Origin of the sequence: Deinococcus radiophilus, from assembly GCF_020889625.1 — a bacterium.
Lineage (GTDB): Bacteria > Deinococcota > Deinococci > Deinococcales > Deinococcaceae > Deinococcus > Deinococcus radiophilus.
The window spans coordinates 201,307-225,140 of sequence record NZ_CP086381.1; the positions used below are offsets into that span (position 1 = coordinate 201,307).

General features: G+C 62.0%; 21 protein-coding genes and 2 pseudogenes. 21 read left to right on the plus strand and 2 right to left on the minus strand.

Annotated features, from left to right (window positions below):
* Positions 1-12 precede the first annotated feature (12 nt).
* The 11 genes from LMT64_RS11840 to LMT64_RS11890 all read left to right on the plus strand — a co-directional run bounded on the left by LMT64_RS11840 (position 13) and on the right by LMT64_RS11890 (position 12,572).
* Positions 13-990: a Gfo/Idh/MocA family oxidoreductase gene (locus LMT64_RS11840; RefSeq protein WP_126351823.1), complete on the plus strand. Its 978-nt coding sequence runs from the start codon at positions 13-15 to the stop codon at positions 988-990.
* Positions 987-1,598: an acyltransferase gene (locus tag LMT64_RS11845; protein WP_126351822.1), complete on the plus strand. Its 612-nt coding sequence runs from the start codon at positions 987-989 to the stop codon at positions 1,596-1,598. Before LMT64_RS11840 ends, LMT64_RS11845 begins: the two co-directional genes overlap by 4 nt.
* A complete protein-coding gene (locus tag LMT64_RS11850) occupies positions 1,595-2,701 on the plus strand; it encodes a DegT/DnrJ/EryC1/StrS family aminotransferase (RefSeq protein WP_126351821.1) in 1,107 nt (368 codons plus the stop codon). Before LMT64_RS11845 ends, LMT64_RS11850 begins: the two co-directional genes overlap by 4 nt.
* The gene (locus tag LMT64_RS11855; RefSeq protein WP_126351820.1) at positions 2,698-3,999 is read left to right on the plus strand and encodes a lipopolysaccharide biosynthesis protein; all 1,302 of its coding nucleotides are present in this window, start codon (positions 2,698-2,700) and stop codon (positions 3,997-3,999) included. Before LMT64_RS11850 ends, LMT64_RS11855 begins: the two co-directional genes overlap by 4 nt.
* On the plus strand, positions 3,996-5,357 hold the full coding sequence (locus LMT64_RS11860; protein ID WP_126351819.1) for a hypothetical protein: 1,362 nt from the start codon (positions 3,996-3,998) through the stop codon (positions 5,355-5,357). Before LMT64_RS11855 ends, LMT64_RS11860 begins: the two co-directional genes overlap by 4 nt.
* A 14-nt stretch (positions 5,358-5,371) precedes the next feature.
* On the plus strand, positions 5,372-6,481 hold the full coding sequence (locus tag LMT64_RS11865) for a glycosyltransferase (RefSeq protein WP_170165956.1): 1,110 nt from the start codon (positions 5,372-5,374) through the stop codon (positions 6,479-6,481).
* Positions 6,478-7,557 carry a non-hydrolyzing UDP-N-acetylglucosamine 2-epimerase gene (gene wecB, locus LMT64_RS11870; RefSeq protein ID WP_126351817.1) on the plus strand — a complete coding sequence of 360 codons (1,080 nt, stop codon included), beginning with the start codon at positions 6,478-6,480 and terminating at the stop codon, positions 7,555-7,557. The genes LMT64_RS11865 and wecB overlap by 4 nt, the downstream gene beginning before the upstream one ends.
* Positions 7,554-8,774 carry a glycosyltransferase family 4 protein gene (locus LMT64_RS11875; RefSeq protein ID WP_126351816.1) on the plus strand — a complete coding sequence of 407 codons (1,221 nt, stop codon included), beginning with the start codon at positions 7,554-7,556 and terminating at the stop codon, positions 8,772-8,774. Before wecB ends, LMT64_RS11875 begins: the two co-directional genes overlap by 4 nt.
* An 85-nt stretch (positions 8,775-8,859) precedes the next feature.
* Positions 8,860-10,482 carry a tyrosine-protein kinase domain-containing protein gene (locus LMT64_RS11880; RefSeq protein ID WP_126351815.1) on the plus strand — a complete coding sequence of 541 codons (1,623 nt, stop codon included), beginning with the start codon at positions 8,860-8,862 and terminating at the stop codon, positions 10,480-10,482.
* On the plus strand, positions 10,439-12,073 hold the full coding sequence (locus LMT64_RS11885; RefSeq protein WP_170165955.1) for an O-antigen ligase family protein: 1,635 nt from the start codon (positions 10,439-10,441) through the stop codon (positions 12,071-12,073). The genes LMT64_RS11880 and LMT64_RS11885 overlap by 44 nt, the downstream gene beginning before the upstream one ends.
* Positions 12,057-12,572, plus strand: a complete 516-nt coding sequence (locus tag LMT64_RS11890; RefSeq protein ID WP_126351813.1) for a hypothetical protein — start codon at positions 12,057-12,059, stop codon at positions 12,570-12,572. Before LMT64_RS11885 ends, LMT64_RS11890 begins: the two co-directional genes overlap by 17 nt.
* A gap of 30 nt (positions 12,573-12,602) precedes the next feature.
* Here LMT64_RS11890 and LMT64_RS11895 read toward each other — a convergent pair whose 3' ends face one another.
* Complete coding sequence (locus tag LMT64_RS11895) at positions 12,603-13,622, minus strand: hypothetical protein (protein WP_126351812.1); 1,020 nt, start codon at positions 13,620-13,622, stop codon at positions 12,603-12,605.
* A 111-nt stretch (positions 13,623-13,733) separates the two neighbouring features.
* On the opposite strand from LMT64_RS11895, the gene LMT64_RS11900 reads away from it, so the two are divergent.
* The 8 genes and pseudogenes from LMT64_RS11900 to LMT64_RS11935 all read left to right on the plus strand — a co-directional run bounded on the left by LMT64_RS11900 (position 13,734) and on the right by LMT64_RS11935 (position 20,525).
* Entirely contained in the window at positions 13,734-15,149 is a 1,416-nt protein-coding gene (locus tag LMT64_RS11900; protein WP_126351811.1) for an MATE family efflux transporter, read from the plus strand.
* Positions 15,146-15,835 (plus strand): acetyltransferase, encoded by a 690-nt coding sequence (locus tag LMT64_RS11905; RefSeq protein ID WP_126351810.1) that lies wholly within the window; start codon positions 15,146-15,148, stop codon positions 15,833-15,835. The genes LMT64_RS11900 and LMT64_RS11905 overlap by 4 nt, the downstream gene beginning before the upstream one ends.
* A 54-nt stretch (positions 15,836-15,889) precedes the next feature.
* Positions 15,890-16,582 carry a vWA domain-containing protein gene (locus LMT64_RS11910; RefSeq protein ID WP_126351809.1) on the plus strand — a complete coding sequence of 231 codons (693 nt, stop codon included), beginning with the start codon at positions 15,890-15,892 and terminating at the stop codon, positions 16,580-16,582.
* Between the two features lie 5 nt (positions 16,583-16,587).
* Positions 16,588-17,388, plus strand: a complete 801-nt coding sequence (locus tag LMT64_RS11915; protein ID WP_170165954.1) for a protein phosphatase 2C domain-containing protein — start codon at positions 16,588-16,590, stop codon at positions 17,386-17,388.
* Positions 17,378-19,432 (plus strand): hypothetical protein, encoded by a 2,055-nt coding sequence (locus tag LMT64_RS11920; RefSeq protein WP_126351807.1) that lies wholly within the window; start codon positions 17,378-17,380, stop codon positions 19,430-19,432. Before LMT64_RS11915 ends, LMT64_RS11920 begins: the two co-directional genes overlap by 11 nt.
* Positions 19,433-19,558: 126 nt before the next feature.
* Positions 19,559-19,803, plus strand: a pseudogene (locus LMT64_RS14350) (hypothetical protein); the annotation flags it as partial.
* Between the two features lie 91 nt (positions 19,804-19,894).
* Positions 19,895-20,125, plus strand: a complete 231-nt coding sequence (locus tag LMT64_RS11930) for a hypothetical protein (RefSeq protein ID WP_170165952.1) — start codon at positions 19,895-19,897, stop codon at positions 20,123-20,125.
* A 184-nt stretch (positions 20,126-20,309) separates the two neighbouring features.
* On the plus strand, positions 20,310-20,525 hold the full coding sequence (locus LMT64_RS11935; RefSeq protein WP_229253475.1) for a rhodanese-like domain-containing protein: 216 nt from the start codon (positions 20,310-20,312) through the stop codon (positions 20,523-20,525).
* Positions 20,526-20,655: 130 nt separating this feature from the next.
* Here LMT64_RS11935 and LMT64_RS11940 read toward each other — a convergent pair.
* Positions 20,656-23,136 (minus strand): annotated as a pseudogene (locus tag LMT64_RS11940) (heavy metal translocating P-type ATPase); the annotation flags it as partial.
* A gap of 94 nt (positions 23,137-23,230) precedes the next feature.
* On the opposite strand from LMT64_RS11940, the gene LMT64_RS11945 reads away from it, so the two are divergent.
* Entirely contained in the window at positions 23,231-23,461 is a 231-nt protein-coding gene (locus LMT64_RS11945; protein ID WP_324295879.1) for a CopZ family metallochaperone, read from the plus strand.
* 66 nt (positions 23,462-23,527) lie between these two features.
* A complete protein-coding gene (locus tag LMT64_RS11950) occupies positions 23,528-23,791 on the plus strand; it encodes a metal-sensitive transcriptional regulator (RefSeq protein WP_126351844.1) in 264 nt (87 codons plus the stop codon).
* The last annotated feature ends 43 nt before the right edge of the window (positions 23,792-23,834 follow it).

Genomic DNA, 23,834 nt, shown 5'->3' on the forward strand with positions numbered 1-23,834 from the left:
CACTACGGGCAAATGAGTAAGCCTGAAAACCGTTCTGCACGATTTGCATTGACTGGCGCCAGTGGCTACATCGCTCCCCGCCACATGAAAGCCATTGGGGACAGTGGGGGCCAGTTGATCGCCGCCCTGGACCCTTTCGACTCGGTGGGCATTCTGGACAGCTATTCGCCCGACACGGAATTCTTCACTCAGGCAGAAGAATTCGAGAAATATCTGCACCAGTTGCGGCGTGACGGCCAGGGGATTGATTACCTGAGCATCTGCTCGCCTAACTACCTGCACGATCCGCATATCCGTATGGCCCTGCGCTCTGGCGCTGACGCGCTGTGCGAAAAGCCCATCGTTTTACATCCCGAAGACATTGACGCCCTTAAGGAGTTGGAGCAGGAGACTGGGCAGCGCGTCTGGACAATTTTGCAGCTGCGGGTTCACCCGGCGTTGGTGGCCCTCAAGGAGCGACTGGACGCCGAGTTTGCTGCCGACCCTGGCCTCAAGAAAGATGTGGAACTGTCGTATGTGACGGGCCGGGGCAACTGGTACATGCGCTCGTGGAAAAACCGCCTGGAACAAAGCGGCGGCCTGGCAACCAACATTGGCGTGCACTTCTTCGACATGCTGGTGTGGTTCTTCGGAGATATGCAGCGCCTAGAAGTCCATGAGCGCAGCGAAACCCTGGTCAGCGGCTACCTGGAGCTGGAGCGCGCCCGGGTCAAATGGATGCTGTCCATCGACACTGACTATGTGCCTGCCGAACTGGCGGCGCAGGGGCAGCGGACTTACCGTTCCATCACCGTGGGCGGGGAAGAGATCGAGTTCAGCGGCGGCTTTACCGACCTGCATACCGAGGTCTACAAGCGCACGGTTGCTGGGCAGGGCTTCTCGCTGGACGATACCCGACCCGCCATTGAAATCGTCAGTCAGATTCGTAACCTAGACCTGACCCAGCCCAGCAACGAAACTGCTCATCCTTTGATTGGTCAGCGTCAATGAGCGCTAAACAGGGCGATAAAGCGGGTCAATCAGAATATTTCGTTCACGAAAGCAGCTATCTGGATGAGGGTGCGCAAGTTGGCGCGGGAACCAAAATCTGGCACTTTAGCCATGTATCCAAAGGTGCCAGTATCGGTGAACGCTGCTCAATTGGACAAAACGTGTTTGTCGCGCCAGGCGTGCAAATCGGTCACGGCGTCAAGATTCAGAACAATGTCAGCGTCTACGAGGGCGTGATTCTGGAAGACTACGTCTTCTGCGGTCCCAGCATGGTGTTTACCAACGTCAAGACGCCCCGCAGTGAGTTCCCACGCAACACCAGTGACGACTACACTCCCACCATCGTCAAACGCGGAGCCAGCATCGGGGCGAATGCCACGGTGGTTACCGGCATTACGCTGCACGAGGGCGCGTTTGTGGCGGCAGGGGCCGTGGTCACCCGTGATGTCCCGGCCTATACCATCGTGGCAGGGGTTCCGGCCAAAGCCATCGGCTACATGAGTGCCAGCGGCGACGTGTTGGACTTCAGCAGTGGCGACACGGTGACTGACAGCACCGGACACACCTATCAGCGCATCAGCGAAACAGAGATAAAGAGGTTGTCATGAGCGAAATCCGTATTCCCATTCTTGATCTGAAACCGGAGATTGACGAGCTACGCCCCGAGTTGCTGGCCGCCATTGAACGGGTGCTGGACCGTACCGATTTCATCATGGGTGAGGACGTGGGGGCCTTTGAGAAGGAAGTGGCCGAGTACCTGGGCGTCAAGCACGCCATTGGGGTGAACAGTGGCACCGACGCACTGGTCATCGCGCTGCGGGCGCTGGATATCGGCCCCGGTGATGAGGTCATCACCACGCCCTTCACCTTCTTTGCCACCGCCGAGAGCATCAGCATGGTGGGCGCCAAACCTGTCTTTGTCGATATTGACCTGAACACGCTGAATATGGATGTTGGAGGCATTGAAGCCGCTATCACGGGGCGCACCAAGGCGATCATGCCGGTTCACCTGTATGGCCGACCCGTAGACATGGGGCGGGTGATGGCGCTGGCCGAGCAACACGGCCTGAAAGTCGTGGAGGACTGCGCCCAGAGCTTTGGCGCACGCTGGCAGGGGCAGCAGACCGGAACCGTGGGACATATGGGGGCTTACTCGTTCTTTCCCAGCAAGAACCTGGGCGCGTACGGCGACGGCGGCCTGATCGCCACGGACGACGACGCCCTGGCCGACACCGCCCGGATGCTGCGTGTGCACGGCAGCCGCAAGAAGTACCACAATGAGACGGTGGGTTACAACAGCCGCCTAGATACCATGCAGGCTGCTATCCTGCGCGTCAAACTGCCGCATATGGACCGTGCCAATGCTCACCGCCGCGCCGTGGCCGAGCGCTACAACGCCGCCTTTGCCGACATGAGCGGCTTAGTGACGCCCGAAGCGGTGGAGGGCCATTCCTTTCACCAGTACACCCTGCGCGTGCTGGATGGTCGCCGCGACGAACTGCAAGCGGCGCTGGCCGAGCAGGGTATCGGGACCATGATCTATTATCCGATTCCGCAGGACCAGTTGCCCATCTACAAGGGGCAGTATCCAAACTACCCGCACAGTGAGCAGGCGGCGCAGCAAGCCCTCAGCCTGCCGATGGGCCACAAGCTGAGCGAGGCTGACCAAGCCGAAGTGATCCGCGCCGTGAGAGAATTTTTCGGCGCATGACCCTGCAGCGGGCCATGACCAGCCCGATGGTGCGGCGAGTGGGAACCCTGATGGGCGGCACACTCGCCGGTCAACTGGCTGTGTTTGCGGTCACGCCTTTGCTGACGCGGCTGTATTCGCCTGCGGCCTTCAGTGATTTTGGGCTGTATATGGCGATTTCAGGTATTTTTTCTGTCCTTGCCACGCTGAGGCTAGAAGCGGCTGTGCCGATTGCGCGTACGGATACGGACGCGGTGGGGCTGACCCGCCTGGCCATTCGGTCAAGTGTGGGAGTGGCCCTGATCGCTGCATTCTTTACAGCGCTGGCTTTGCACTTGGGCTGGTTTACTTCGTCTGCCAATCCTTGGGGGCTGGCTGTGGTGGTGGGGGTGTCGGTCTGGTTGATTGGGGCTTTTCAGGCGCTGACCGCCCTGAGCATTCGCCGTGACGAGTTCGGGCAGATTGCCCGTGCCAAGACCACTCAGGGGATGGGTCTGGCTGCTGGGCAGGTGATACTGGGCCTGCTCAGTCCATCCTCGCTGGCTTTTACTGCGGGCGACGCTGGCGGGCGCTTGGCCGGACTGGGGCAACTGCTGAGAGGTTACCGTCAAGCGGCTGAAGGTACCACATTCACATCATCCGCAAGGCTATTGGGCGTGTACCGAGAGTTCCCGCTTTATTCCATGCCTGCCGCTGGGATCAACGCTTTAGGATCACAGGCTCCGATCCTGTTGCTAGGCCTGGCCTTCGCGCCTGCGTTGGCAGGCCTCTATGTCTTTGCCAACCGTTTGGTGGCTGTCCCCGTGGGGCTCATTGCGCGCACCTTAAGTCAGGTCTATCTAGGGGAAGTGGGCCATGTTCAGGCCAGAGGAGGGGCGCTGCAACCGGTGTTGACCCGCTATTTGCTGGCCGCACTTTTGGCAGCGGGGTTGGGCGCTGGCCTGGTCCTCCTGACCGCGCCCTGGCTGGTGCCCTGGCTCTTTGGTGAACAGTGGTTGGCGGCCTTGCCTGTACTGAATGCTTTATTGTTATTGGCTGTCATTCAGGTTCCAGCCTCGGCGGTATCGCAGACGCTCAATGCCACCGGGCATAACCGCTGGCAGCTGGCCTGGGACACGGGGCGGCTGCTGGCCGTGGTGCTGGCCTTTGTGGTGGCCTGGCAGCGCGGGCTAGACCTCGCGCAGACGGTGTGGCTGTACGCTGGTGTGAGTGCAGCTTGCTACGCTGCCCTGATCGTCGCTGCTTATGCCAGCCTGAACCGCCCTGGCCGCCCCACGCCCTCCCCACACGAACCGCTCGCACAGGAGGAAGTCCCATGATTCCCGCCCGTCAACTCCAATCGTCAGTTTTACCTGGGGCCAGGGCTTCTGCTCCATCGGGGGTGGCAGCGTCTTCCCGCGCTCTGACGGCCTTGCTGACGCTGCTGTACATGGCGCTCTTTCACCTGATCTATAGCGTGCAGATTTCGCCTGCGTTTGCCTATATGGGCTATACCCTGAATCCGTCTATCAGTCTGGGGCAGTGGGCTGTGACCGCTCTTTTCGCCGTATTGCCGCTCTTGTTCTTGCGGCTTGATGGCGCGCGGCCTTCCAATTTCATCATCCTATTGCTCTACTTGCTGGTGTATGTTCCAGCCCAGTACATGTTCACGGCGCTGGATCTGACTCTGCATCATGTCTTGCTCAACCGTATGGTGCTTTTGATGGGTCTGGCAGCCATGACCGCCGTGTCGGCCCGGCCCATGGCGGTCGGGTTCGACCGTCCTGTGAGCGCCGGGGTGTTCCGTGCCGTGCTAGCACTGCTGTTCGCATCGCTGTTTCTGGGGGTGGCCAGCCAGTTTGGTTTCGGGCTGAACCTGGTGGGCCTGTTCGATGTGTACGATATCCGCAGCGAGTACAAAGATGAGGTGGGCGAAGCGGGCCGTGCCTTCGCCTATGCCGTGCCGTATTTAGGCATCGTCAGCGCCTTTATGGTGGGCTACGGGCTGATCAAGCGCTTTTTCCCTTTTACCCTGCTAGGGGCCTTTTCGCTGCTGTACATCTTTGGGACCACGGGGCAGAAAAGTACGCTGTTCTCGCTGCTGCTGCTGATTGGTGTGGCCGTGCTGTACTGGCTGAACCCGCGCAAAATGGGCCAGAACTTCGTGCTGCTGCTGACCCTATTTGTGGGAGCGGTCTATGTGTACGATCTCTGGAGCAGAGATATCCTGGCGTCTAGCCTATTTGTGCGCCGCCTGATCCTGACCCCAGGGCTACTGACCGTGTACTACCTGGACTTTTTCTCGGTCAACCCGCCTGCGCAGCTGGGCCATAGCTTTCTAAGCAGCATTTTTCCCTATCCTTATGACCTGCGCCCAGCATTTTTGATTGGGCGAGAATATTTTAATGCGCCCAGCATGAGTGCCAATGCCAACCTCTTCGCAGACGCCTATTCCAACTTTCGTGAGTGGGGCGTCCTGGCCTTTTCGGTGCTTTTAGGCGGTCTGCTGGCCTTTGTAGATGGCTACTCGCGCCGTCTAACCACTCCGGTGGTTGTGGTCACCGGGCTGGCGCTGCCTGCGTTTGCCCTGACCAATAGTGCCCTGTTTACGTCGCTGCTGACTCACGGTCTGCTGTTCAGCGTGCTGCTGACCTATTTGTATGCGGCCAGCGAGCGCGACAGAAACCAGAGCCTTTGATGAAAGAGACGCCTATGAAGATTTTGCACCTAACGACCGCCCACGCCGACGATGATGTCCGCATCTATGTCAAAGAAGCGGCGTCTTTGGCCCAGCACTACGATACCGCCCTAATCGCCCCGCGCCGCAGCGAGCGTGTCTACGGGGACATCACCTATCTGCCGCTGACTCCGGCCCACAGCCGAGCAGAGCGTTTGCTGCTTCAGCGTGAAGCCCTGCGCTTGGTGGAACAGTTCGGGCCGGACGTGGTGCATCTACATGACCCGGAACTGCTGTTTTTGGGCCTATACCTGCGTGCCAGGGGCGTCAAGGTGGTCTGGGATGTCCACGAGGATTTGCCGCGTCAGGTGCTGCACAAGCCTTGGATTCCTGCACGTCTGCGGGGAGCGACCTCAGTGGCGGCCAAAGGGTTTGAGGCGGTTGCCGGACTCGCCTTCGATCAGATTGTGCCGGTCACAGACAGCATTGCGGAAGCATTTCCCGCGCATAAGGTTGTCAAAGTTCAGAACTTCCCGATTCTGGGCGAACTTGGAGAGCCAAAACAGACCAACCCTGAAGCGCCCATCCGCACCTTCGTACACGCTGGGGGGTTGACCAGCGTACGCGGCATTTTTGAGATCACCGAAGCCATCGGTCAGCTGAATGAACAGCTGGGCAAGGATGCCCGTTTGTTGCTGATCGGCAAGTTCGAATCGTCAGCCTTTGAGGAAAAGTGTCGGGAGAGCGCGGGCTGGTCCTATGTGGACTATCACCCCTGGGTAGACCGGAAAAAATTGGCTGCGCTGTTGGCCGGAGCCGACGCGGGTGTGGTGACATTCTTGCCTGTCCCGAATCATACGTCTTCGCAACCGAACAAGTTATTTGAGTACATGTCACTGGGCCTACCACTGATCGCGTCTAACTTTGACCTTTGGAAAGAACTGATCGAGATAAAGGGCAGTGGCGTATTGGTTGATCCTGAGCGGCCGCAGGAGATTGCACAGGCCATGGCCTGGATGGTGGATCACCCCGCAGAGGCGCGGGCGATGGGTATGAAAGGGCGGCATGCCGTCGAAACAGAGTTCAACTGGGACGCCGAATTTACCAAGCTCCTGGACATGTACCGTAGGCTGGAAACGCTATGAAAATCCTAACTGTCATCGGTGCACGTCCTCAATTCATCAAAGCAGCGGCTTTGGCTCATGCCGCGAAGGAGCGTGCAGGCGTGCAGGAACTCTTGCTGCACACTGGCCAGCACTACGACCCCAACATGAGCGACGTGTTTTTTGACGAGCTGGGCATTCCGGCTCCGGCGTACCATCTGGGGATCGGGTCGGGGCCACACGGCGCACAGACCGGGCAAATGCTGGCCGAAATCGAAAAAGTGCTGCTGCAGGAAAAGCCTGACTGGTTGCTGGTCTACGGCGACACCAACAGCACCCTGGCCGGAGCGGTGGCTGCCGCCAAGCTGCATATTCCCGTGGCCCACGTCGAAGCGGGCCTACGGTCTTTCAACAAGCGGATGCCCGAAGAAGTCAACCGTATCCTGACCGATCATGTCAGTGCGGCGCTGTTTGTGCCGACGCAGACGGCGGTTCAGCACCTCTCGGCAGAGGGCCTAGCTGGCCCACAGGTGCATGTCGTGGGCGACGTGATGTATGACGTGGCCCTCACGATGGCAGAGCGGGCCAAAGCTCACAGCACGGTGCTGGAACGCCTCGGCGTGCAGCCGGGGGGGTACGTTCTGAGTACCATCCACCGCGCCGAGAACACTGACGTGCCAGAGCGACTGGCGGCCATTGTGGGCGGTCTGGCGCTGGTGGCCCAGGAATTGCCCGTGATCTTGCCGCTGCACCCGCGCACGCGCAAGCTAGCCGCTGAGCAGGGACTGGACTTTGGCGGCATTCAGGTGACTAACCCGGTGGGCTACCTGGACATGGTGCGCCTGGAGCAAGCGGCGGCGGTGATCGCCACCGATTCGGGCGGCGTGCAAAAAGAAGCCTATTTCTATGGCGTGCCCTGCGTCACCATGCGCGACGAAACCGAGTGGACCGAGCTGGTTGAGTCCGGCTGGAATAGGCTGGTTACGCCCACTTCGGCGCAGACGGTGCGTGATGAGGTGTTGGCCGCCCGTGGCCGCCGGGGTGAAGAGGGCCAGCTCTACGGCGACGGTCAGGCCGCAGGCCGCATCCTGGACATTTTGATGCAGGGGCCGACATGACCCTCCAGGTCTGGATGGTGAACCACTACGCCCTGGCCCCAGATCAGGCAGGGGGGACGCGGCACTATACGCTGGCCCGTCACATGCAGGCGCAGGACATTGACACCACTATTTTTGCCAGCAGCGTGGATTACACCACCCGCCAAGATCGCCGCCTTGCAGCAGATGAAACGCGCAAAGTGGTGACCGAAGGCGAGGTGCGCTTCGTTTGGCTCAAGACGCCTGCCTATAGTGGCAACGGCGTGGGACGGGGCCTGAACATGCTGGCCTTTTTGCGTCAGGTGTTGTCGCAGCCATTGGGTGACCTGCCCAGACCCGACGTGGTGATCGGCTCCAGCCCGCACTTGTTCGGGGCCTTTGCTGGGTATCTGCTGGCGCGGCGGTTCCGCGTTCCCTTTGTCATGGAAGTGCGTGATATCTGGCCTAAGACGCTGACAGATCTGGGCGGCATGTCTGAAAAGCATCCCCTGATCATGGTGTTCGCGGCGCTTGAAAAGTTTCTGTATCGTCGGAGTGATGCGGTGATGTCGCTGCTGCAAGGGGCAGGCGAACATATTCAAGCTGTTGCTGGGCGAAAAGTGCCGCTGATCTGGATTCCCAATGGGGTGGATACAGCGCTGTTCGGGGCAGCTCAGGCTTTTCCAGCGGGCAAGTTTCGTGCTGTGTACGCTGGAGCGCACGGCTTGGCAAACAGCTTGGACACCCTCATAGAAGCGGCGGAGATTCTTCAGCGGGGCGGACATGATCTGGAGATCCAACTGGTCGGGGATGGGCCGGACAAGCCCCGTTTGAAGGAACTGGCCGCCAGTAAGGGGATAAAGAATGTGATATTCAGCGATCCGGTCCCCAAAGCGGAGATGGGAAAGGTGCTGGCGGGCGCACATGCCTGCATCATGCCGCTGCTGAATTCGCCCGTATTCGAGCATGGTGTCAGCCCCAACAAATTGTTTGACTATCTGGCGTCTGAGCGCCCAGTAATTTTTGCGATCAATACTTCATACAACGCGGTGGATCAAGCCCAGGCCGGAATCACCATTCCACCCGAAGACCCACAGGCATTGGCGGACGCCCTACTGAGGCTCTCGCGCTTGCCCGAATCCGAGCGACGGGCCATGGGCGAGCGCGGGCGGGCCTACGTCGAGGAGCATCACGACATGCGCAGACTGGCGCGCCGATTGGGAAATGCGCTCTGGGTGCTGAGCCGAAGGAATTCCTGAGATGTTTACTTTGATGAAGTGTGACTGTGGGAACTGAGTAATATGGGAGCGTGCATGTTGATGGAATGGACGAGAGGCAACCGCTGTGACGGTGAGTGAAAGGCCCAACAATGAGTTTGATCTGAATCAGCTGTTGCGGGTGCTGCGGCGCACCTGGCCGTGGGTATTGGCGGCTACGCTTTTGGTCAGTGGCTTGGTTTATGCCTGGTCCAATGCTCAGCCCAGGCAGTATGAGGCCAGTGGCACGGTGATGGCCACGGCCGGAGCCGGCGAAAGTAACGCCGCGATCAACTCGGTGGTCGTGTCGCCGCCGCAGCTGCCTCAGGGAGCCGTGGCGGAGTTGCTCAACAGCCAGACCTTCCTAGACCGAGTGATGGAGCTGGTGCGTGACAGTGGCCTACCACTAGAACAAAAGGAAGCGATTACGTCTCAGTTGCGAGATGAATTGGCCAGCAACTCGTTTGCCAGCTTGGGTGTGCGGGCACGTGTGGACGCCCAGCAGCGTGGCATCTATGAGGTGCAGGCCGTCACAGGTGATCCTGAAGGCTCACGGGTACTGGCCGATTCGGCCATCAAAGCATTGTTGGAGTGGGACACCGAAAGGGTGCGCGGCGGCATCAGCCGGGCGCGGCAGACCTGGGAGCGGCAAATCACCAACTTAAGCAGTCAGATTGAAAATGCTGAACCGGGAAGTGTGGATGAAGAAGCACTGGTGACCGCCCGTGGCGAGGCCCGACTGAATCTGGCGCAGGTTGAGGTGCTGGAAGAATCGGTGACACCCAGCCTGTCCCGGCTGGCTGATGCCAATACCTCTCCCAGTCCCATTACGCCAAGACCATTGCGTAACACCGTCTTGGCTGGTCTGCTGACTTTGCTGGGAGCAGCGGCGCTGGCGGTGCTTTTGGATCTGCTGCGCCGACGCGTGCGTGGCACTGGGGATCTCATCAGTGTGGGCGCGCCCGTCATTGGCGAGCTGCCACGTTTGCGTAAGGCCCAGCGTGCCGCAGTGGTCAGCGAAGTGCAGACAGGTAATCTGTATGAACCTGCCAGCTTTATCCGGATCAATTTGGAGCGATTGGCTGAGCGGCGTGATGGGAGCCCTGCCAGTTTCGTCATCACCAGTGCTCGCCCTGGCGAAGGCAAAAGCACAGTGGCAGCGTCTACCGCAGCCAGCTTTGCCGCTACTGGGCAGCGTGTGCTCCTGATCGATGTGGATGTCCACCGCCCTACCCAGCAAGAGTTCTGGAACCTCAGTGGGCGACCCTGGGTTCCGTTGGCGGGGGCTGAATATGGACAGCCGACCACGGTATTGCAAGCTGCTGCTCATCCTGAAACAGCCAGCGCGGCTGATCTGGGTAATGGTGTCTTTGTGTTGCCTGCAGCGCAGGTTTCCCGCCGAGAGGCCGGGGTCATTGCCACCCGCGGATTTGTGGACCTGCTGGAGCGCTGGAAGGAAGGCTTTGACGTCGTGATCTACGACACAGCCCCAGCCCTCTCAGTGGCGGATGCAATGGTGGTGGGCGAAGTGACGGATGGTCTGGTACTGGTGGTCGAAGCGGGCGGTACCTCCGTGCAGGAAGTTGAGCGCGTGGTTCAGGGACTGCGGTCCACCCGCGTGCACCTGCTGGGTGTGGTGCTCAACAAGATCAGTGCGGGCAGTGGCTATGGCTACTCATATTCCTATGGCCGCTCCTACACCCGTTCCTAAACCTGGCGTGCCCCGTCAGCCCTCCGCGCTTGGTGGAGGGCGACTGCTGGCGGCAGCACAACTGTTTCCGCCGCTAGGAGCTGGGGTGCTGGGCTGGCTGGGCCGGGTCCGCGAATTGCCGACGCTGCTTCAGGCAGCCTTGGGTATTTTTGTGCTGACCCAGGTGGTGGCGGCTTTGCTGACGGCACAGCCGTTACTCTCGCTGGGGCTGGCGCTGCTACGCTCGGCTTTAGTGGTGGGTTGGATGACCTATGGCTACAGTTATGGGCGGCGCTTGAACCTGGGTTGGGTGACAGGTGCACTGGCACTGGTGAGTGTGTTGGCCCTGGCCATGGCCGCTTGGCTGCGGATGACAGCGGGACCAGATACTGTTTTGCCACGCGGGTTGGAGTTCCTATTCATCACTTCCAACGGGATGAGCATTGTCGGCATGGTCCTGGTCTTGCTGGCCTTGTTGGGATTACGGCACTGGTCCGTAATAAGCCGCGTCCTCCTTGGATTGTTAGGTGCAGGAGTGCTGGTGCTGGGGCTGGGCAAAGCGGCCTGGTTGGCCCTGGGTGTGGGCCTCCTGCTCTCGTTGCGGGGCCGTTGGGGCCAGGGCTTACGTTGGGGAATGTTGGTGCTTGCGGCTTTGGCCCTGGCCGTACCTTCCACCCGTGCACAGGTCCTGACTCTTTTCGGTAACTCGCTGAGTGGCCGTGAGCAGGTCTGGACCGACGCCTCACGTATTTTTTCGGCCTCGCCGCTGGGTGGCACTGGACCATATCAATATGGAGCCAGCGCTGCGCCCTTTGGCGATCCCTGCGCCACTCTGCGAACCATTGAAGCGGTGGTCCCCTCTTGCCCAGCCTGGGTGGAAGGGCTAAGCCAGCCCTGGATCATCGCGCACAACGGAACTTTGCAGGCGTTGGCTGAAACGGGTCTGGTGGGTGCAGCAGGCTGGTTTTTGCTGTATGGGGCCGTGCTGCTGGGGGCCTGGAAGTCTCGCTGGCCACTGGCGCGGGCCCTGACTGGCAGTCTGCTGGTCGTCAACACGGTAGATAACGCCATTCTGCTTCCCTCGCCGGGATACGCTGAACTGTTTCTTGTCTTGGGTGGGGCTTCGTGGGCGGCTTGGCTGGCCCGACCTGAGGAGGCCAGCCAAGAGGCCGCCGCGCTGCCGGCTGGCTCCGCTCCGGCGCTGCAACTGGCAGCCCTGGGCGGCGCGGTAGGCGTGGGCACGGCGGCAGTTCCCTGGCTGCTGGCCGCGCCCACCGCGCCGGTGCAGGTCGAACTGCGCCGGTTGCTCACGCCCGCCCAGTACCAGTCCGGCGAGGTGTACGGGCTGTACGCCGACCTCTCGTGGGCACAAGACCTGGCGGGCGATGGCTACCTATCGGTAGAGCAGTGCAGTGATCTGAATATCTGTACCCGCATCGGCGGGGCGCGGTTTGAGAAGGGGCGGCTCAGCGAGTGGGTGTATGCCCGTATTCGTGAAGAAGGCCCAGACGCTCAGAATGTTGCCCTGCGCCTCACCGTAGCGGATCAGTCCCGCCTGGCGTCGGCGCTGGTGCTCAAGGAATGGAAGGTGAGCCGTGTCGCAGATGAGTGATTTCCGGACCCACATCTCCGCGTTGTGGCCGCTGCTGCTGATTGCCCTGGCTGCTCTACCCGCCACCGCCCTGACCCGAGCCTTGCCAGAGCGCAGTGGACAGAGCCAGAACGTCACCGTGCAGACAGACCCCACGGCTGAATGCAGTGTGATTGCCCCACTGCTCAGCCAGCGTGCTCCCGTGAAGGGTGGACCAGAGCTGTGGGGCTTCGGGCGGATGGGTGGCCTAGGGGTACAGGCTTGTGGACCAGGCACGCTCAGTTTTGCCGCTTACCGTAAGGACGTGCAGAATACGCCCAGCCGCTGGGAAGTCTACCTGGACGGGCAGCTGATCGAGGCGGGCGAGGTGTCGGGCAGCGAACCGCAAAGTGTTCAGATCGCCATTCCAGCTGCGGGGGCCGTATCGCTGATTTTCTCCAACGCTTACGCCGACCCGGTTGACGTAAAGAATCGCCGCACGCTGTACGTCACTGACGTGCAGCTTGGGGCGGAACAGTAGGACGCGGCTGCGCGCCCTACGCTGCGCCATTCACAGCGCCACGGGCAGCTTTTCGTACACGCGTTTACTGCTGCCGTTGCTGAATACCACTTCGCCGGTCACATTGATAGACGTGTAGCGGCGCTCCGCGCGGGCACGGACATTCAGCGGCAGATTGAAAATCAGACGGCCACCTTCGGTGCGGAACAGGATGGGGCCGCTGCCTCCGGCCTGCCAGCGGTCACGAGTGTCCAGGGTCAGTTTGCCGCTCCGGCCAGCCTCGACGTATTCCAGCTCATAGGTGAAGGTGGCGGCTACAGGCACTGCACCGTTGGGGACGGTATTGATCACCAATTGGCAGCGGTGGGTCTGTCCAGCCCGCAGGTGGGAACGTACCGCGCCGCTGGCAGTATCGGTACAGGTGGTGAAATACCACTCAGTGAATTTGGGGGCTTCGGTCCTGTTGCCTGCCGAAGGAGCTGCTGAAGACCGGGTTTGGCTGACAGGCGCTGAGGCTGGAGCACCGGACGACTGACAGCGGCCAACAGCGTTCCAGGCCGTCTTGAAGCCATTCGCAGGAAAGGTGAACGTCAGCACTTGGCGCCCTACACTGGGGTCACGACTCAGGCGTACTACCACGCTCTGTCCCGCAAACAGACCTGCGGCCATTTGCCGGGTGATACCCTCAGGGAAGCCGATGGTGGTTTCATCGCTACTGTAGGAATTGCCTACAGCGGTAATGGCATCAGCTGGCACAGTCACCGGGGGATTTTGACCAATGCGAATGGTCGCCTCAGGCATCCAGAGGGTTTCGGGATCGTACAGCGGGTTTTTGGTAGATAACATTGCCCAGGTGTGCGCGTAATCCTCATTTGAGCAGCGGAAGCCCAGGTAAGTCTGACTGGTCAAATCGTTTATCTCGTCAATGAGAATCATGCTGGTATTGACATCGGTAATCGGATCTCTGGAGACAGAATAATAAGTCCAAGTACCCGGAACGCGCTCGGCAGCGTGAGCGGCAGGCGGCAGAAGGCTCAGGGCCAAAGTGAGGGCAAGGCGGTTCTTGTTCATGGTGGCTCCTTAAGGGGATGGGATGACTCATCCTAGGCTCATGGGAGAGGCCCAGCAAGCAGGTTTGCTGTGCGCCCCTTTTACATTCCGTCTGGTCTAGACTGCCCGCCTATGTCGCAGCCTCACCCTGATCAATCTGTTCCTCAGCTTGTAGGCCACAGCCAAAATCCAGGTACCCGGACCGAACTGCTGGCCCTGGTCCGGTTGGCAGGTCCGGTGGTGTTGTCGCAGTTTGCAGCCAATGCGCTGGCCCTGGTCAGTACCGCTGTGATCGGGCGAATCGGCCAGGCAGAATTAGCCGCTGCGGCTTATGGCAGTGCATTGTACTACCTGTTCTTCGTGGCGCTGAGCGGGGTGATGCTGGCGGTGGCTCCCCGCGCGGCAGCCGCGCACGGGTCTGGCGACCCGCAGGGAGTCTCCCGCGCCCTTCATGCTGGATTTCGGTTGGCGCTGGGTTTGGCAGCCGTGGCCCTACCGGTGATTTATCTGCTGTCCACGCAGCTGTGGCGTTTTGCTCCAGCCGAACTGGATACGGGGCTGGTTGCTGTCTATCTGCGGATCTATGCCCTGGGGATGTTGCCAGTACTCCTGTTTACGGCCCTGCGCGGCGCGATGGAAGCCACTGGACGGCCTGCTTTGGTGACGGCAATAGCGGCGTTGGGGGTGGTGAGCGTTGTCTTGGTCTCGCCTGCGCTGTCATTTGGGTGGGGACCACTGCCCACCCTGGGACTGGCTGGGGCAGCCGCCGCTTCAGCGCTGGCAGGGTGGTTGATGTTTCTGGGTTTGCTGCCGCTGGTGCTGCGCCGCGTCGCTCCGCTGGCCGCGCATACCCCTATCTGGCCAGAAGTCCGCAGCCTCTTTTCGCTGGGCTGGCCCATCGGTCTAACCCTGGGAGCAGAAGCTGGAATGTTCAGCGTCACCTCGCTGCTGATGGGGCAGTTTGGTAATCAGGCTCTGGCTGCGCACAATGTGGCCTTTCAGATCATCACGGCGCTGTTTATGATCCCACTGGGGCTGTCCACCGCCACCAGCATCCGGGTGGCGCAGTCAGTTGGTGCAGGACGCCCTGGTCTGGCTCGCCGCGCTGGGCTGCTGGGGATCGGGCTGGCAGCAGGAGTCATGTTGCTGTTTGCTGTGCTGGAAGTGCTGATGCCTGAACGCTTTATCGGGGTGTTTGTGGACGCTGCCGCTCCGGCCAATGCGGGACTGGTGGCCACCGCTGGTGGACTGCTGGCCATTGCGGCACTGTTTCAGGTGGTAGACGGAGTGCAGGTCAGTGCCAACGCCTCCTTGCGGGGGCTACAGGACACCCGCGTACCGCTGCTGCTCTCGCTGACCAGCTTCTGGGGGCTGGGGATGCCTGCGGGTTATGTCATGGCCTTCGTGTTGGACTGGGGGCCACGCGGACTGTGGTACGGGTTGCTGGTGGGTCTGGTCGCGGCTGCGGTCATGCAGCTGACCCGCTTCCTGCGGCTGACAGCGCGCCTGCGGAGTTCTAACGTGCAGAGCGCTACACTTGACGCATGAATGCGACACAAGGTGGAGCCGTAGAAATGCGTCCTGTTGTCATTGTCGGCCCTGGGGGCCTGGGGCGTGAAGTTCACGAGCTTATTGAGGATATCAACGCGGCGCAGCCTACCTGGGAAGTGCTGGGTTGGCTGGACAGCAATGCCGAGATGCATGGTCAGCGTGTGCATGACTTGCCAGTTCTAGGAGATCTAGATTGGCTTGCTGACCGTCCGGAGGTGGCTGTGGTCATAGGGATTGGTGCACCCCCGACCCGCCGCCGAGTGGTTGAACGCATTCGTGCTCAAGGCAACAACAAGTTTCCGACGCTGATTCATCCCACTGCCGTCATAGGCCGCCGGGTAGAAATCGGTGAAGGCACCATCATTTGTGCTGGAGTGACCACCACTACCGATTACCGGATTGGCAAGCATGTGTTGCTGAACATTTGCTGCACGGTGGCCCATGACGATGTCCTACACGACTTCGTGACTGTTGCTCCGGGCGCGCTGCTCAGTGGCAATGTGACTGTGGGTGAGGGAACCGATATCGGTACCAATGCCACCATCATTCAGGGTGTAGAGATTGGAGGCTGGAGCATCGTGGGTGCGGGCTCGGTTGTGAATAAGCCTGTACCGGACAATGTCACCGCTGTAGGTGTTCCGGCCAAGGTGATCAAGGAACGCGAGAGCGGTTGGCAACTTTAGGCCAACCGCCCCGGTTGTTGGAACTTCGGCAGAAGCGGCTGCGTACCATGAGGCATGACCCCACACCCGTTTGACCCCTCCAGTGGCGAGCAACTCGAATTCGACCTGAGCCATGTCGAATTCGCCGAAAATCCAGAGCCGCGTTGCCCGGTGCTGCTGCTGCTGGATAACTCCGGCAGCATGGCGGGCGAGCGGATTGCGCAGCTGAATGAAGGCCTGCAGGTGTTCAAGGCAGACCTGATGGCCGACAGCCTAGCGGCCAAGCGCTGCGAGATCGGGATCGTGTCGTTTGGTCCGGTGCAACAGGTGACGGATTTCGTATCGGTCCTGGACTTTGAGCCGCCCACCTTGCAGCCGCTGGGGGACACGCCGCTGGGCGGTGCTGTCACATATGGGCTGGAGCTGCTGCGACAGCGCAAGGAAACCATTCGCCAGAACGGCGTGGCGCTGTACCGGCCCTGGGTGTTTCTGATCACCGACGGCGCACCCACCGACGACTGGCACGCGGCAGCGGCGGCGGTGCGCGAGGGTGAAGCGGCTAAAAGCTTTGCCTTTTTCAGTGTGGGCGTACAGGGGGCCGACCTGAGCGTGCTGGGCCAGATCGGGGGCCGCGAGCCGCTAATGTTGTCGGGAGTCCGTTTCCGCGAGCTGTTTCAGTGGCTTTCCAGCAGCCTGAGGAGCGTCTCGCAGAGTATGCCCGGTGACCGGGTGGTGCTGGAGTCGCCCGCAGGCTGGGCCGAAGTCTGAGCGCCGTGCCACACGCTGCGCCCTTGCCGCAATCAGGGTTGTCCAGCTGGCGCTGGGTGGCCGCCAGCGTGAATGGACAGGCTCATCTGGCACGCGGCGAGGGTGGACAAGACGCCTACCGGGTGCAGTCGCTGGGCGGCGCGGGGCTGGTTTTGGCCGTCAGTGACGGGGCCGGAAGCGCGTCCCAGGCGGCCCATGCCAGCGCCTGGCTGTGCGACGAGGCATGCCGCTGGTGCGCGGCGCAGGTGCGGGCAGGGGAGAAGTTAGACGCTCAGGCCCTGCTGACCTTTCTCCAGGGCGGTTTGCAGACTGAGGCCGACGCCCTGGGTGTTCCCCGCCGCGAACTGGCGGCCACCCTGGGTCTGGCGGTGGTCAGGTCAGAGGGTGCCTGGTGCTTTGGTGTGGGTGACAGCGCCGTGCTGGCCGACTGGGACGCGGAAGACGGCAAGGGCACTGGCCTGCGCCCAGTCTTCTGGCCGCAGCAGGGCGAGTACGCCAACCAGACCCTCTTTGTAGGTGAAATAACCTCAGAGCAGGCCCAGACCCGCACCTTGAGTGGGGTCCGTGCCCTGGCGCTGCTGACCGATGGGCTGCATCCGGCGGCCTTGCAACTGGCCGAGCGGCAAGCCCACGCAGGGTTCTTTGCGCCGTTGCTGTCGGCGCTGCAAGGAGCAGCCCCCGGCGACCTGCCCGCCTTGCAGAGGTCCTTGGCTGCCCTGCTGGATTCGGGGCGGATGCGGGAGCGCAGCGACGACGACAAGACGCTGGTGCTGGCGCTGCGCCCGGCGGAGGACCGTGACGGCTGAACCTGAATGGGTCCCGCTGTATGGGTCCGGCGGGCAGCCGGTGCAGCTGGGGCCGGAGCTAGGGCGCGGCGGTCAGGGGACGGTGTACGCGCTGGCCGATGACCCAGGCCAGGTTGCCAAGCTGTACCTGCGGCCCCCAGGGCCAGCCCAGGTCCGCAAGCTGGAAGCACTGACCGCGCTGGCCGACCCAGTGCTGCTCACACTCTCGGCCTGGCCGACCGAGGTCCTGCGGGGTCCAGCGGGCGAGGTGCGCGGCTTTCTGATGCCACGTCTGCCTGCCGGGGAAATGCATGAGCTGCACTGCCTCTATACTCCGGCCACCCGCAGTGAGCTGTTTCCGGAAGCGACCTGGGCTTTTCTGGTACACACGGCCCGCAACCTGGCGCGGGCTTTTGCGGCGCTGCACACACGCGGCGTGTTGATGGGTGATGTGAGTAGCCGCAACGTGATGGTGGGACCAGCCGGGACCGTGCGCCTGATCGACACTGATTCCTTTCAGGTGCGGTCCGGCGGCGAGGTGCTGCCTTGCCCGGTAGGCACGCCCGAATTTACCCCGCCGGAGTTGCAGGGACAGGCGCTGGGCACGCTCGTACGGACCGAAGCGCACGACCTCTTTGGGCTGGCTACGCTTATTTTCCACCTGCTGTTTCAGGGGCGGCATCCTTACGCCGGGGTGCAGGCCGCCGCCACACCGCTCAGCCCCGCTGAAGCGATTGCAGGGCACGCCTTTGCGTACAGCGCCCAGCCCCTGCCCGGGCTGCGGCCCCCGCCGGGCACGCTACGCCTGAGCGACCTAACTGCGGAGGTGGCGGCGCTGTTTGAGCGGGCTTTTGCCCCGGCCCCCGCCCCGCCGCGCCCCACTGCCGCCGAGTGGGACACGGCCCTGGCCACGCTGGGGCAGGCGCTGGAACCGTGTCGCCAGGGTCATACGCGGGTGCGGGGCCTGGCCTGTCCGCACTGCCGGGTGCATCCGCTGGCCCGTATAGAAGGCACTCAGCTGCTGCGCCTAGCCGATCTGGACCGCCAACTGGCTGCGCTGCGTCAGCGGATTCGGGCCTTGCAGTCGCCGCCGCCTTTGGCGGTGCTGCAGCACATCGCTCCCGCGCCGCGCACGGCTCCGCTACTGTTGCCTGCCCCGCCTCCGCCCGCTGACCGCACCGAGTGGGCTGTCATTTGGACCGGGCGGCTGGCGCTGTTGCTGGTGCTGCTGGCTTTCGGGGTACTGATACACTGGCTGGGACCACTGGCCCAGTGGTCGCTGGTACTGCTGGGGGTGTTGGCGGCAGCGTATCCCGAACTGCGTCACCTGCTCGAAGCCGCCTTTGACCGATATTTCCCCGAACTGACCGCTGCCTGGATGCGGCTGGCCCTGGGCGAGCGCAGCCGCGCCCACGCCCTGTATACCTTACGGCGCGACCTTCAGGTCCAACAGACCCGCGAAGAAGCACTGAAGGCCGAACTTCTCGCCCTGACCCTGCGGGCGCAGCAGCCTGCCGAATACAGCCGCTTCCGGTCTGCGCAGCAGGCCGTCCAGACCGTGCTGGCCGAGACTGGAGCGGTGGAACAGGCCCGCCGCGCCGAACTGGACGCGCTGGGCGTGAAATACCACCAGTCGGCGCGGCGGGAATATCTGCGCCGTCAGCCCCTCACCGCCGGCGTCGCCGCGGGCATTGGTGCAGCTGAGGCGGCCCGCCTGCACGCCGCTGGTCTGAGGGTGGCCGCTGACCTAACCCCGGCGGCCCTGCGCTCGCTGACGGGGCTGAGCAGTGGCCAGCAACAAGCCCTGCTGCGTTACCGTCAGGCCCTGGAAGAGTTCTACCCGCCGGACCACCGCCAGATTCCGGCCCGCGAGGTGGCTGCCGTGCACCGTCGCCATGCCCAGGAGATGCGGCGCAGTGTGGCCCGGCTGGAGCGGCAAACGGTGCGCCTGGAACGGTTGGCCCAGGGCACGGCCGCCGAGCGCCGCATCGCCGAGGTCCGCCGCGAGTTGCTGGATTGCCGCGAGGTACAGCAGCATCTGCGCGGGTTACTGGACCCAGCCTGAGTGACTGGGATATGAAGCCCCGTCTCAGAGGAGGTGATCAGCCTGCCAGTATGCGGGCAACCGGGACCGTCGCCCAACGGACAAACGCCCTGACAACATACCCTATGGGGGGTATAGATCGTGGGTATGCCTACGTCTTTGGGTTCCCTCCGTATCATCATTGTCGGCGGTGTCGCAGGTGGCATGAGTGCGGTGACCCGGCTGCGCCGCCTGGACGAACAGGCCCAGATCACCGTGCTTGAGCGGGGTGGGTATTTCAGTTTTGCCAACTGTGGGCTAATCACCGCAGCGGAACCATTCAGGACCGCCAGAAGTTGCTGCTGCATACCGACCAGAGCCTGGAGGCTCAGTTTGAAATAGATGTGCGCCCCTTATATGAAGTGACGGGCGTGGACCGTGAGCGGCGCACGGTGCAGTTTCGCCAGGCGCAGACCGGTGAGATGGGTGAACTGCCGTATGACCGTGAGCCTCAAACTGATTTTCGATCCCGAATCGGGCCGGATTGACGGAGTGCAGGCCGCAGGCGAGGAAAGTGCCGACAAACGTATAGAAGTTCTGGCCACCGCCATGCATGCGGGCCTGTGTGCTCCCGATCTGGCTGATCTGCCGCTGGCCTATGCCCCGCCCTTTGGCAGTGCCAAAGACTCGGTCAAGATGCTGGTCTTACATCGCCGGGCACATCACGGACGGTGACGCGCAGACGGCGCAGTAGAGTAACTGACATCTTGCAGTTTCCAACAAACGTGTCCAGGACGGTGTTCTTGGACCGAGTGCTTACAGGCAGTTTTGCGCAATGAACGCCACTAACCTCTCAGCATTTCAAAACTGCATGGTCTCAGGTGACCTCGGCCCGGAACCCACTGCGAGGGCCAGGCTGGTGGATTTCCGCAACCCTGACGAGTTCGCCTGTTGGGCGCTGCCTGGCGCGGTTAATATCTCGCTGCCGGAGCTGCGCGGCCACCCGGACGAGCTGCGCGGCCAGGATGATCTGGTGGTGTACTGCCAGGTCGGCCAGCGTGGGTACAAGGCGGCGCGGTTGCTGACGGGCAGTGGCCTGGCCGCCCGCAATCTGGACGCTGGGTACACCATCTGAGCCAGCATGTACGGCTGAACCCGGCTCCACTTTCACGTTGAAAGTGCAACGACAAAGCACGTCCAAAGGCCACTTCAGGACGCGCTTCGTTTGGGTTGGGAGGCTATATTCAGGTGGCTGCGTTACCTGTCCTCAGCGGAGCTTTAAATTGCCGTAGCCGCAGCGCATTGCTCATCACGAACACGCTGCTCAGGCCCATCGCGGCAGCGGCCAGCACGGGCGAGAGGCCCAGGCCCCAGCGGGTCAATACGCCTGCCGCCACTGGAATCAGCAGCACGTTATAGGCGAAGGCCCAGAACAGGTTCATGCGGATATTTCGCAGGGTGGCGGCGCTCAGGGCCGCCGCGTTCGGCACGCCGCGCAGATCACCCGACATCAGAAGCACGTCGGCGGTCTGGGCGGCCACATCGGTGCCGGTGCCCAGCGCCAGGCCCACGTCGGCGCGGGCCAGGGCCGGGGCATCGTTGATCCCGTCGCCTACCATCGCTACCTTGAGGCCCTGAGCCTGCAATTCCTCAATCACGGCAGCCTTGTCGCCGGGCAGCACTTCGGCGCGCACCTCAGTGTCCGGGTCCAGACCCACCTGAGCGGCCACGGCCTGCGCGGTGGCCCGACTGTCCCCGGTGATCATCATGACCCGGTGACCCCGGCGGTGTAGCTCGGCCACCGCCTCGCGGCTGCCGGGTTTCAATGGATCGCTCACGCCCAGCAGTCCAGCGACTTCGCCGCCCACCGCCACAAAGACGGGAGTGGCAGCCTGCGCGCCCAGCTCTGCCAATGCCTCGGCCCAGACCGCCGTATCCAGCCCCAGCCGCGCCATGTAACGTTCGGCCCCGACATGCACCGTCTGCCCGTCTACCTCGGCATGGATGCCGTAGCCCGCTTCGGTGTCCAGCTTGCCTGCTGCCGGAACACTGAGTCCGCGTTCTTGTGCCGCGTTCATCATGGCGTGCGCGATGGGATGCTCACTGCCCGCTTCAGCGGCGGCGACTAAGCTGAGCAACTGCTCCTCACTCAGTCCAGCAGTAGGGGAGAGGTGCAGCGCAGTGAGTGAAGGCTTGCCCACGGTCAATGTCCCGGTCTTGTCCAGCGCGACCACGTCCGAGCGGTGTAGGTCTTCTAGCGCCCGTCCTCCTTTGAACAGCACGCCCAGTTCGGCGGCCTTTCCGCTCCCCACCATCACACTGACGGGGGTAGCCAGGCCCATCGCGCAGGGGCAGGCGATGATCAGGACCGCCACCGCATGAACCAGAGCCTGTGACAGTGCGGCCTCGCCACCCCACAGCAGCCAGGCACCGAAAGTCAGGGCGGCGATCACCAGAACAATCGGCACAAAGACAGCCACCACCCGGTCCGCCAGGCCCTGAATCGGCGGCTTTTCACTCTGTGCCTTTTCTACCAGCGCGATGATCTGCGACAGCGCCGAGTCGCGGCCTACTGCTGTTGCCTTGACCACCAGCAGCCCGGAGCCGTTCAACGTGCCACCAGTCACTGGATCGCCAGGAACTTTCTGTACGGGGACACTCTCGCCGGTCAACATGCTTTCATCCAGATAAGACTCGCCGCTGATCACTACACCATCCACGGGAACTTTCTCGCCGGTTCGCACCTGCACCCGCTCACCGCTGCGGACCGAGTCGGCGGGCACCTTCCTGACCGAGTCTCCCTCCAGCAGATGGGCTTCGGGTGGGCGCAGTTCCAGTAAGGCACGCATGGCCTGTGAGGAACGTCCTTTGGCGAGGCTTTCAAGGTATTTGCCGAGCAGCACCAGGGTAATGACCACGCCACTGGCCTCGAAGTACACATGCCGTACTGCAGTGGGCAACAGGCCAGGGGCCAGTGTCACCACCGCTGAATATACGAAAGCAGCGGTGGTGCCGATCATCACCAGGGTGTTCATATCGGGACTGCCGTGCCTGAGCGCCGACCAGCCAGCCCGGTAAAACCTCTGTCCCACCCAGAATTGGACAGGCAGCGCCAGCAGCAGCATGACCCAGTTCAGGATCCCTTCGCCTACCTGTCCCAGCAGCCAGTGATGCAGCGGCGCATACATCATGGGGACCATGCTGATGATAAAGAGCGGCACCGCAAAGGCTGCGCTGATCAGCAGGTCACGCCGCAGGCTGGCGGTGGCGCGGTCCTGGGGGGTTTCCGCGGCGGTCTCGGCTTCTGTGACTTGTCCCTCCACTCCGTATCCGGCGTCCTCCACCGTGCGGAAGAGATCGTCCGGAGTGACAGTGCCTGGCGTATAACGAACCGTTGCAGCCTCAGTGGCCAGATTGACACTGGCTCCCAGCACGCCTGGAACTTTGTTCAGTGCCCGCTCGACTCGGCCCACACAAGCGGCGCAGGTCATGCCACTCACGCCGAAGCTGAGTTCCTGGCTGCCGACCGCGTAACCGGCGCTCTGCACAGCTTCCGCGAGCTGCTCAGGTTGAATGACGGCCGGGTCATAGTGCACATTCGCCGTTTCGGTAGCCAGATTGACACTGGCTCCCAGCACGCCTGGGACTTTGTTCAGTGTCTGCTCGACCCGGCCCACGCAAGCAGCGCAGGTCATGCCCTCTACCGCGAGCTGTAGTTCCTTGGGTATGGTCTGCGTTTCCGTCATGTTTCCTATGGTATCCCCCTGGGGAGGGTCAACTGTTAAATACGTCTTAATCAATGTCTTTGAAAGGCCCTGTACCGAGTGCTAGGCTCTGGGTATGACCCATATCGAAAACAACCAAATGATGACCGACCTGAAGATTGAGGGCATGAGCTGTGGCCACTGTGTGGCGGCGGTGGAAAAGGCGCTGCGCGGTGTGGAGGGCGTAGAAGCTGCCAGCGTGAATCTGGACGAAGGCACTGCTACGGTGCAGGGCAATGTAGATCTGACCACTCTGATGGCTGCCGTGGCCGAAGAAGGCTATACCGCTACCCCCAAGGAAAGCTGAGTGACCGAAGGTTCCCCCACCGGTTCCCCAGCTTCTGGGCATTGCAGCACGGATGGGCCGCTGTGCATGCCTGAGTCTGAGCGGTTGGCGGCGCGGCGACGGCTCAGCGTGGCGCAGGGCCATCTCCAGAGCATCGTGAAGATGCTGGACAACCCCGAGGTTTACTGCGTGGATGTGCTGCGCCAGATCAAAGCTGTGCAGGGTGCGCTGGACGGTGCAGGCCGTGTGGTGTTGCGCGGACACCTCCAGAGTCATGTGGCGACTGCCGCTGAGCGGGGTGATACAGAGCAAATCGTTGAGGAGCTGATGCACGCTCTCAAGTACCGCTGACCTGATAGACGATCTGGTTCTTCCCGATCCCTCTGTGGCCTAA

What these genes read in the sequence shown, in the direction of transcription:
- LMT64_RS11840 (WP_126351823.1), top strand. Translation starts at nt 13, where the DNA reads ATGAGTAAGCCTGAAAACCGTTCTGCACGATTTGCATTGACTGGCGCC.
- LMT64_RS11845 (WP_126351822.1), top strand. Translation starts at nt 987, where the DNA reads ATGAGCGCTAAACAGGGCGATAAAGCGGGTCAATCAGAATATTTCGTT.
- LMT64_RS11850 (WP_126351821.1), top strand. Translation starts at nt 1,595, where the DNA reads ATGAGCGAAATCCGTATTCCCATTCTTGATCTGAAACCGGAGATTGAC.
- LMT64_RS11855 (WP_126351820.1), top strand. Translation starts at nt 2,698, where the DNA reads ATGACCCTGCAGCGGGCCATGACCAGCCCGATGGTGCGGCGAGTGGGA.
- LMT64_RS11860 (WP_126351819.1), top strand. Translation starts at nt 3,996, where the DNA reads ATGATTCCCGCCCGTCAACTCCAATCGTCAGTTTTACCTGGGGCCAGG.
- LMT64_RS11865 (WP_170165956.1), top strand. Translation starts at nt 5,372, where the DNA reads ATGAAGATTTTGCACCTAACGACCGCCCACGCCGACGATGATGTCCGC.
- wecB (WP_126351817.1), top strand. Translation starts at nt 6,478, where the DNA reads ATGAAAATCCTAACTGTCATCGGTGCACGTCCTCAATTCATCAAAGCA.
- LMT64_RS11875 (WP_126351816.1), top strand. Translation starts at nt 7,554, where the DNA reads ATGACCCTCCAGGTCTGGATGGTGAACCACTACGCCCTGGCCCCAGAT.
- LMT64_RS11885 (WP_170165955.1), top strand. Translation starts at nt 10,439, where the DNA reads ATGGCTACTCATATTCCTATGGCCGCTCCTACACCCGTTCCTAAACCT.
- LMT64_RS11895 (WP_126351812.1), bottom strand. Translation starts at nt 13,622, where the DNA reads ATGAACAAGAACCGCCTTGCCCTCACTTTGGCCCTGAGCCTTCTGCCG.
- LMT64_RS11900 (WP_126351811.1), top strand. Translation starts at nt 13,734, where the DNA reads ATGTCGCAGCCTCACCCTGATCAATCTGTTCCTCAGCTTGTAGGCCAC.
- LMT64_RS11905 (WP_126351810.1), top strand. Translation starts at nt 15,146, where the DNA reads ATGAATGCGACACAAGGTGGAGCCGTAGAAATGCGTCCTGTTGTCATT.
- LMT64_RS11910 (WP_126351809.1), top strand. Translation starts at nt 15,890, where the DNA reads ATGACCCCACACCCGTTTGACCCCTCCAGTGGCGAGCAACTCGAATTC.
- LMT64_RS11945 (WP_324295879.1), top strand. Translation starts at nt 23,231, where the DNA reads ATGACCCATATCGAAAACAACCAAATGATGACCGACCTGAAGATTGAG.
- LMT64_RS11950 (WP_126351844.1), top strand. Translation starts at nt 23,528, where the DNA reads ATGCCTGAGTCTGAGCGGTTGGCGGCGCGGCGACGGCTCAGCGTGGCG.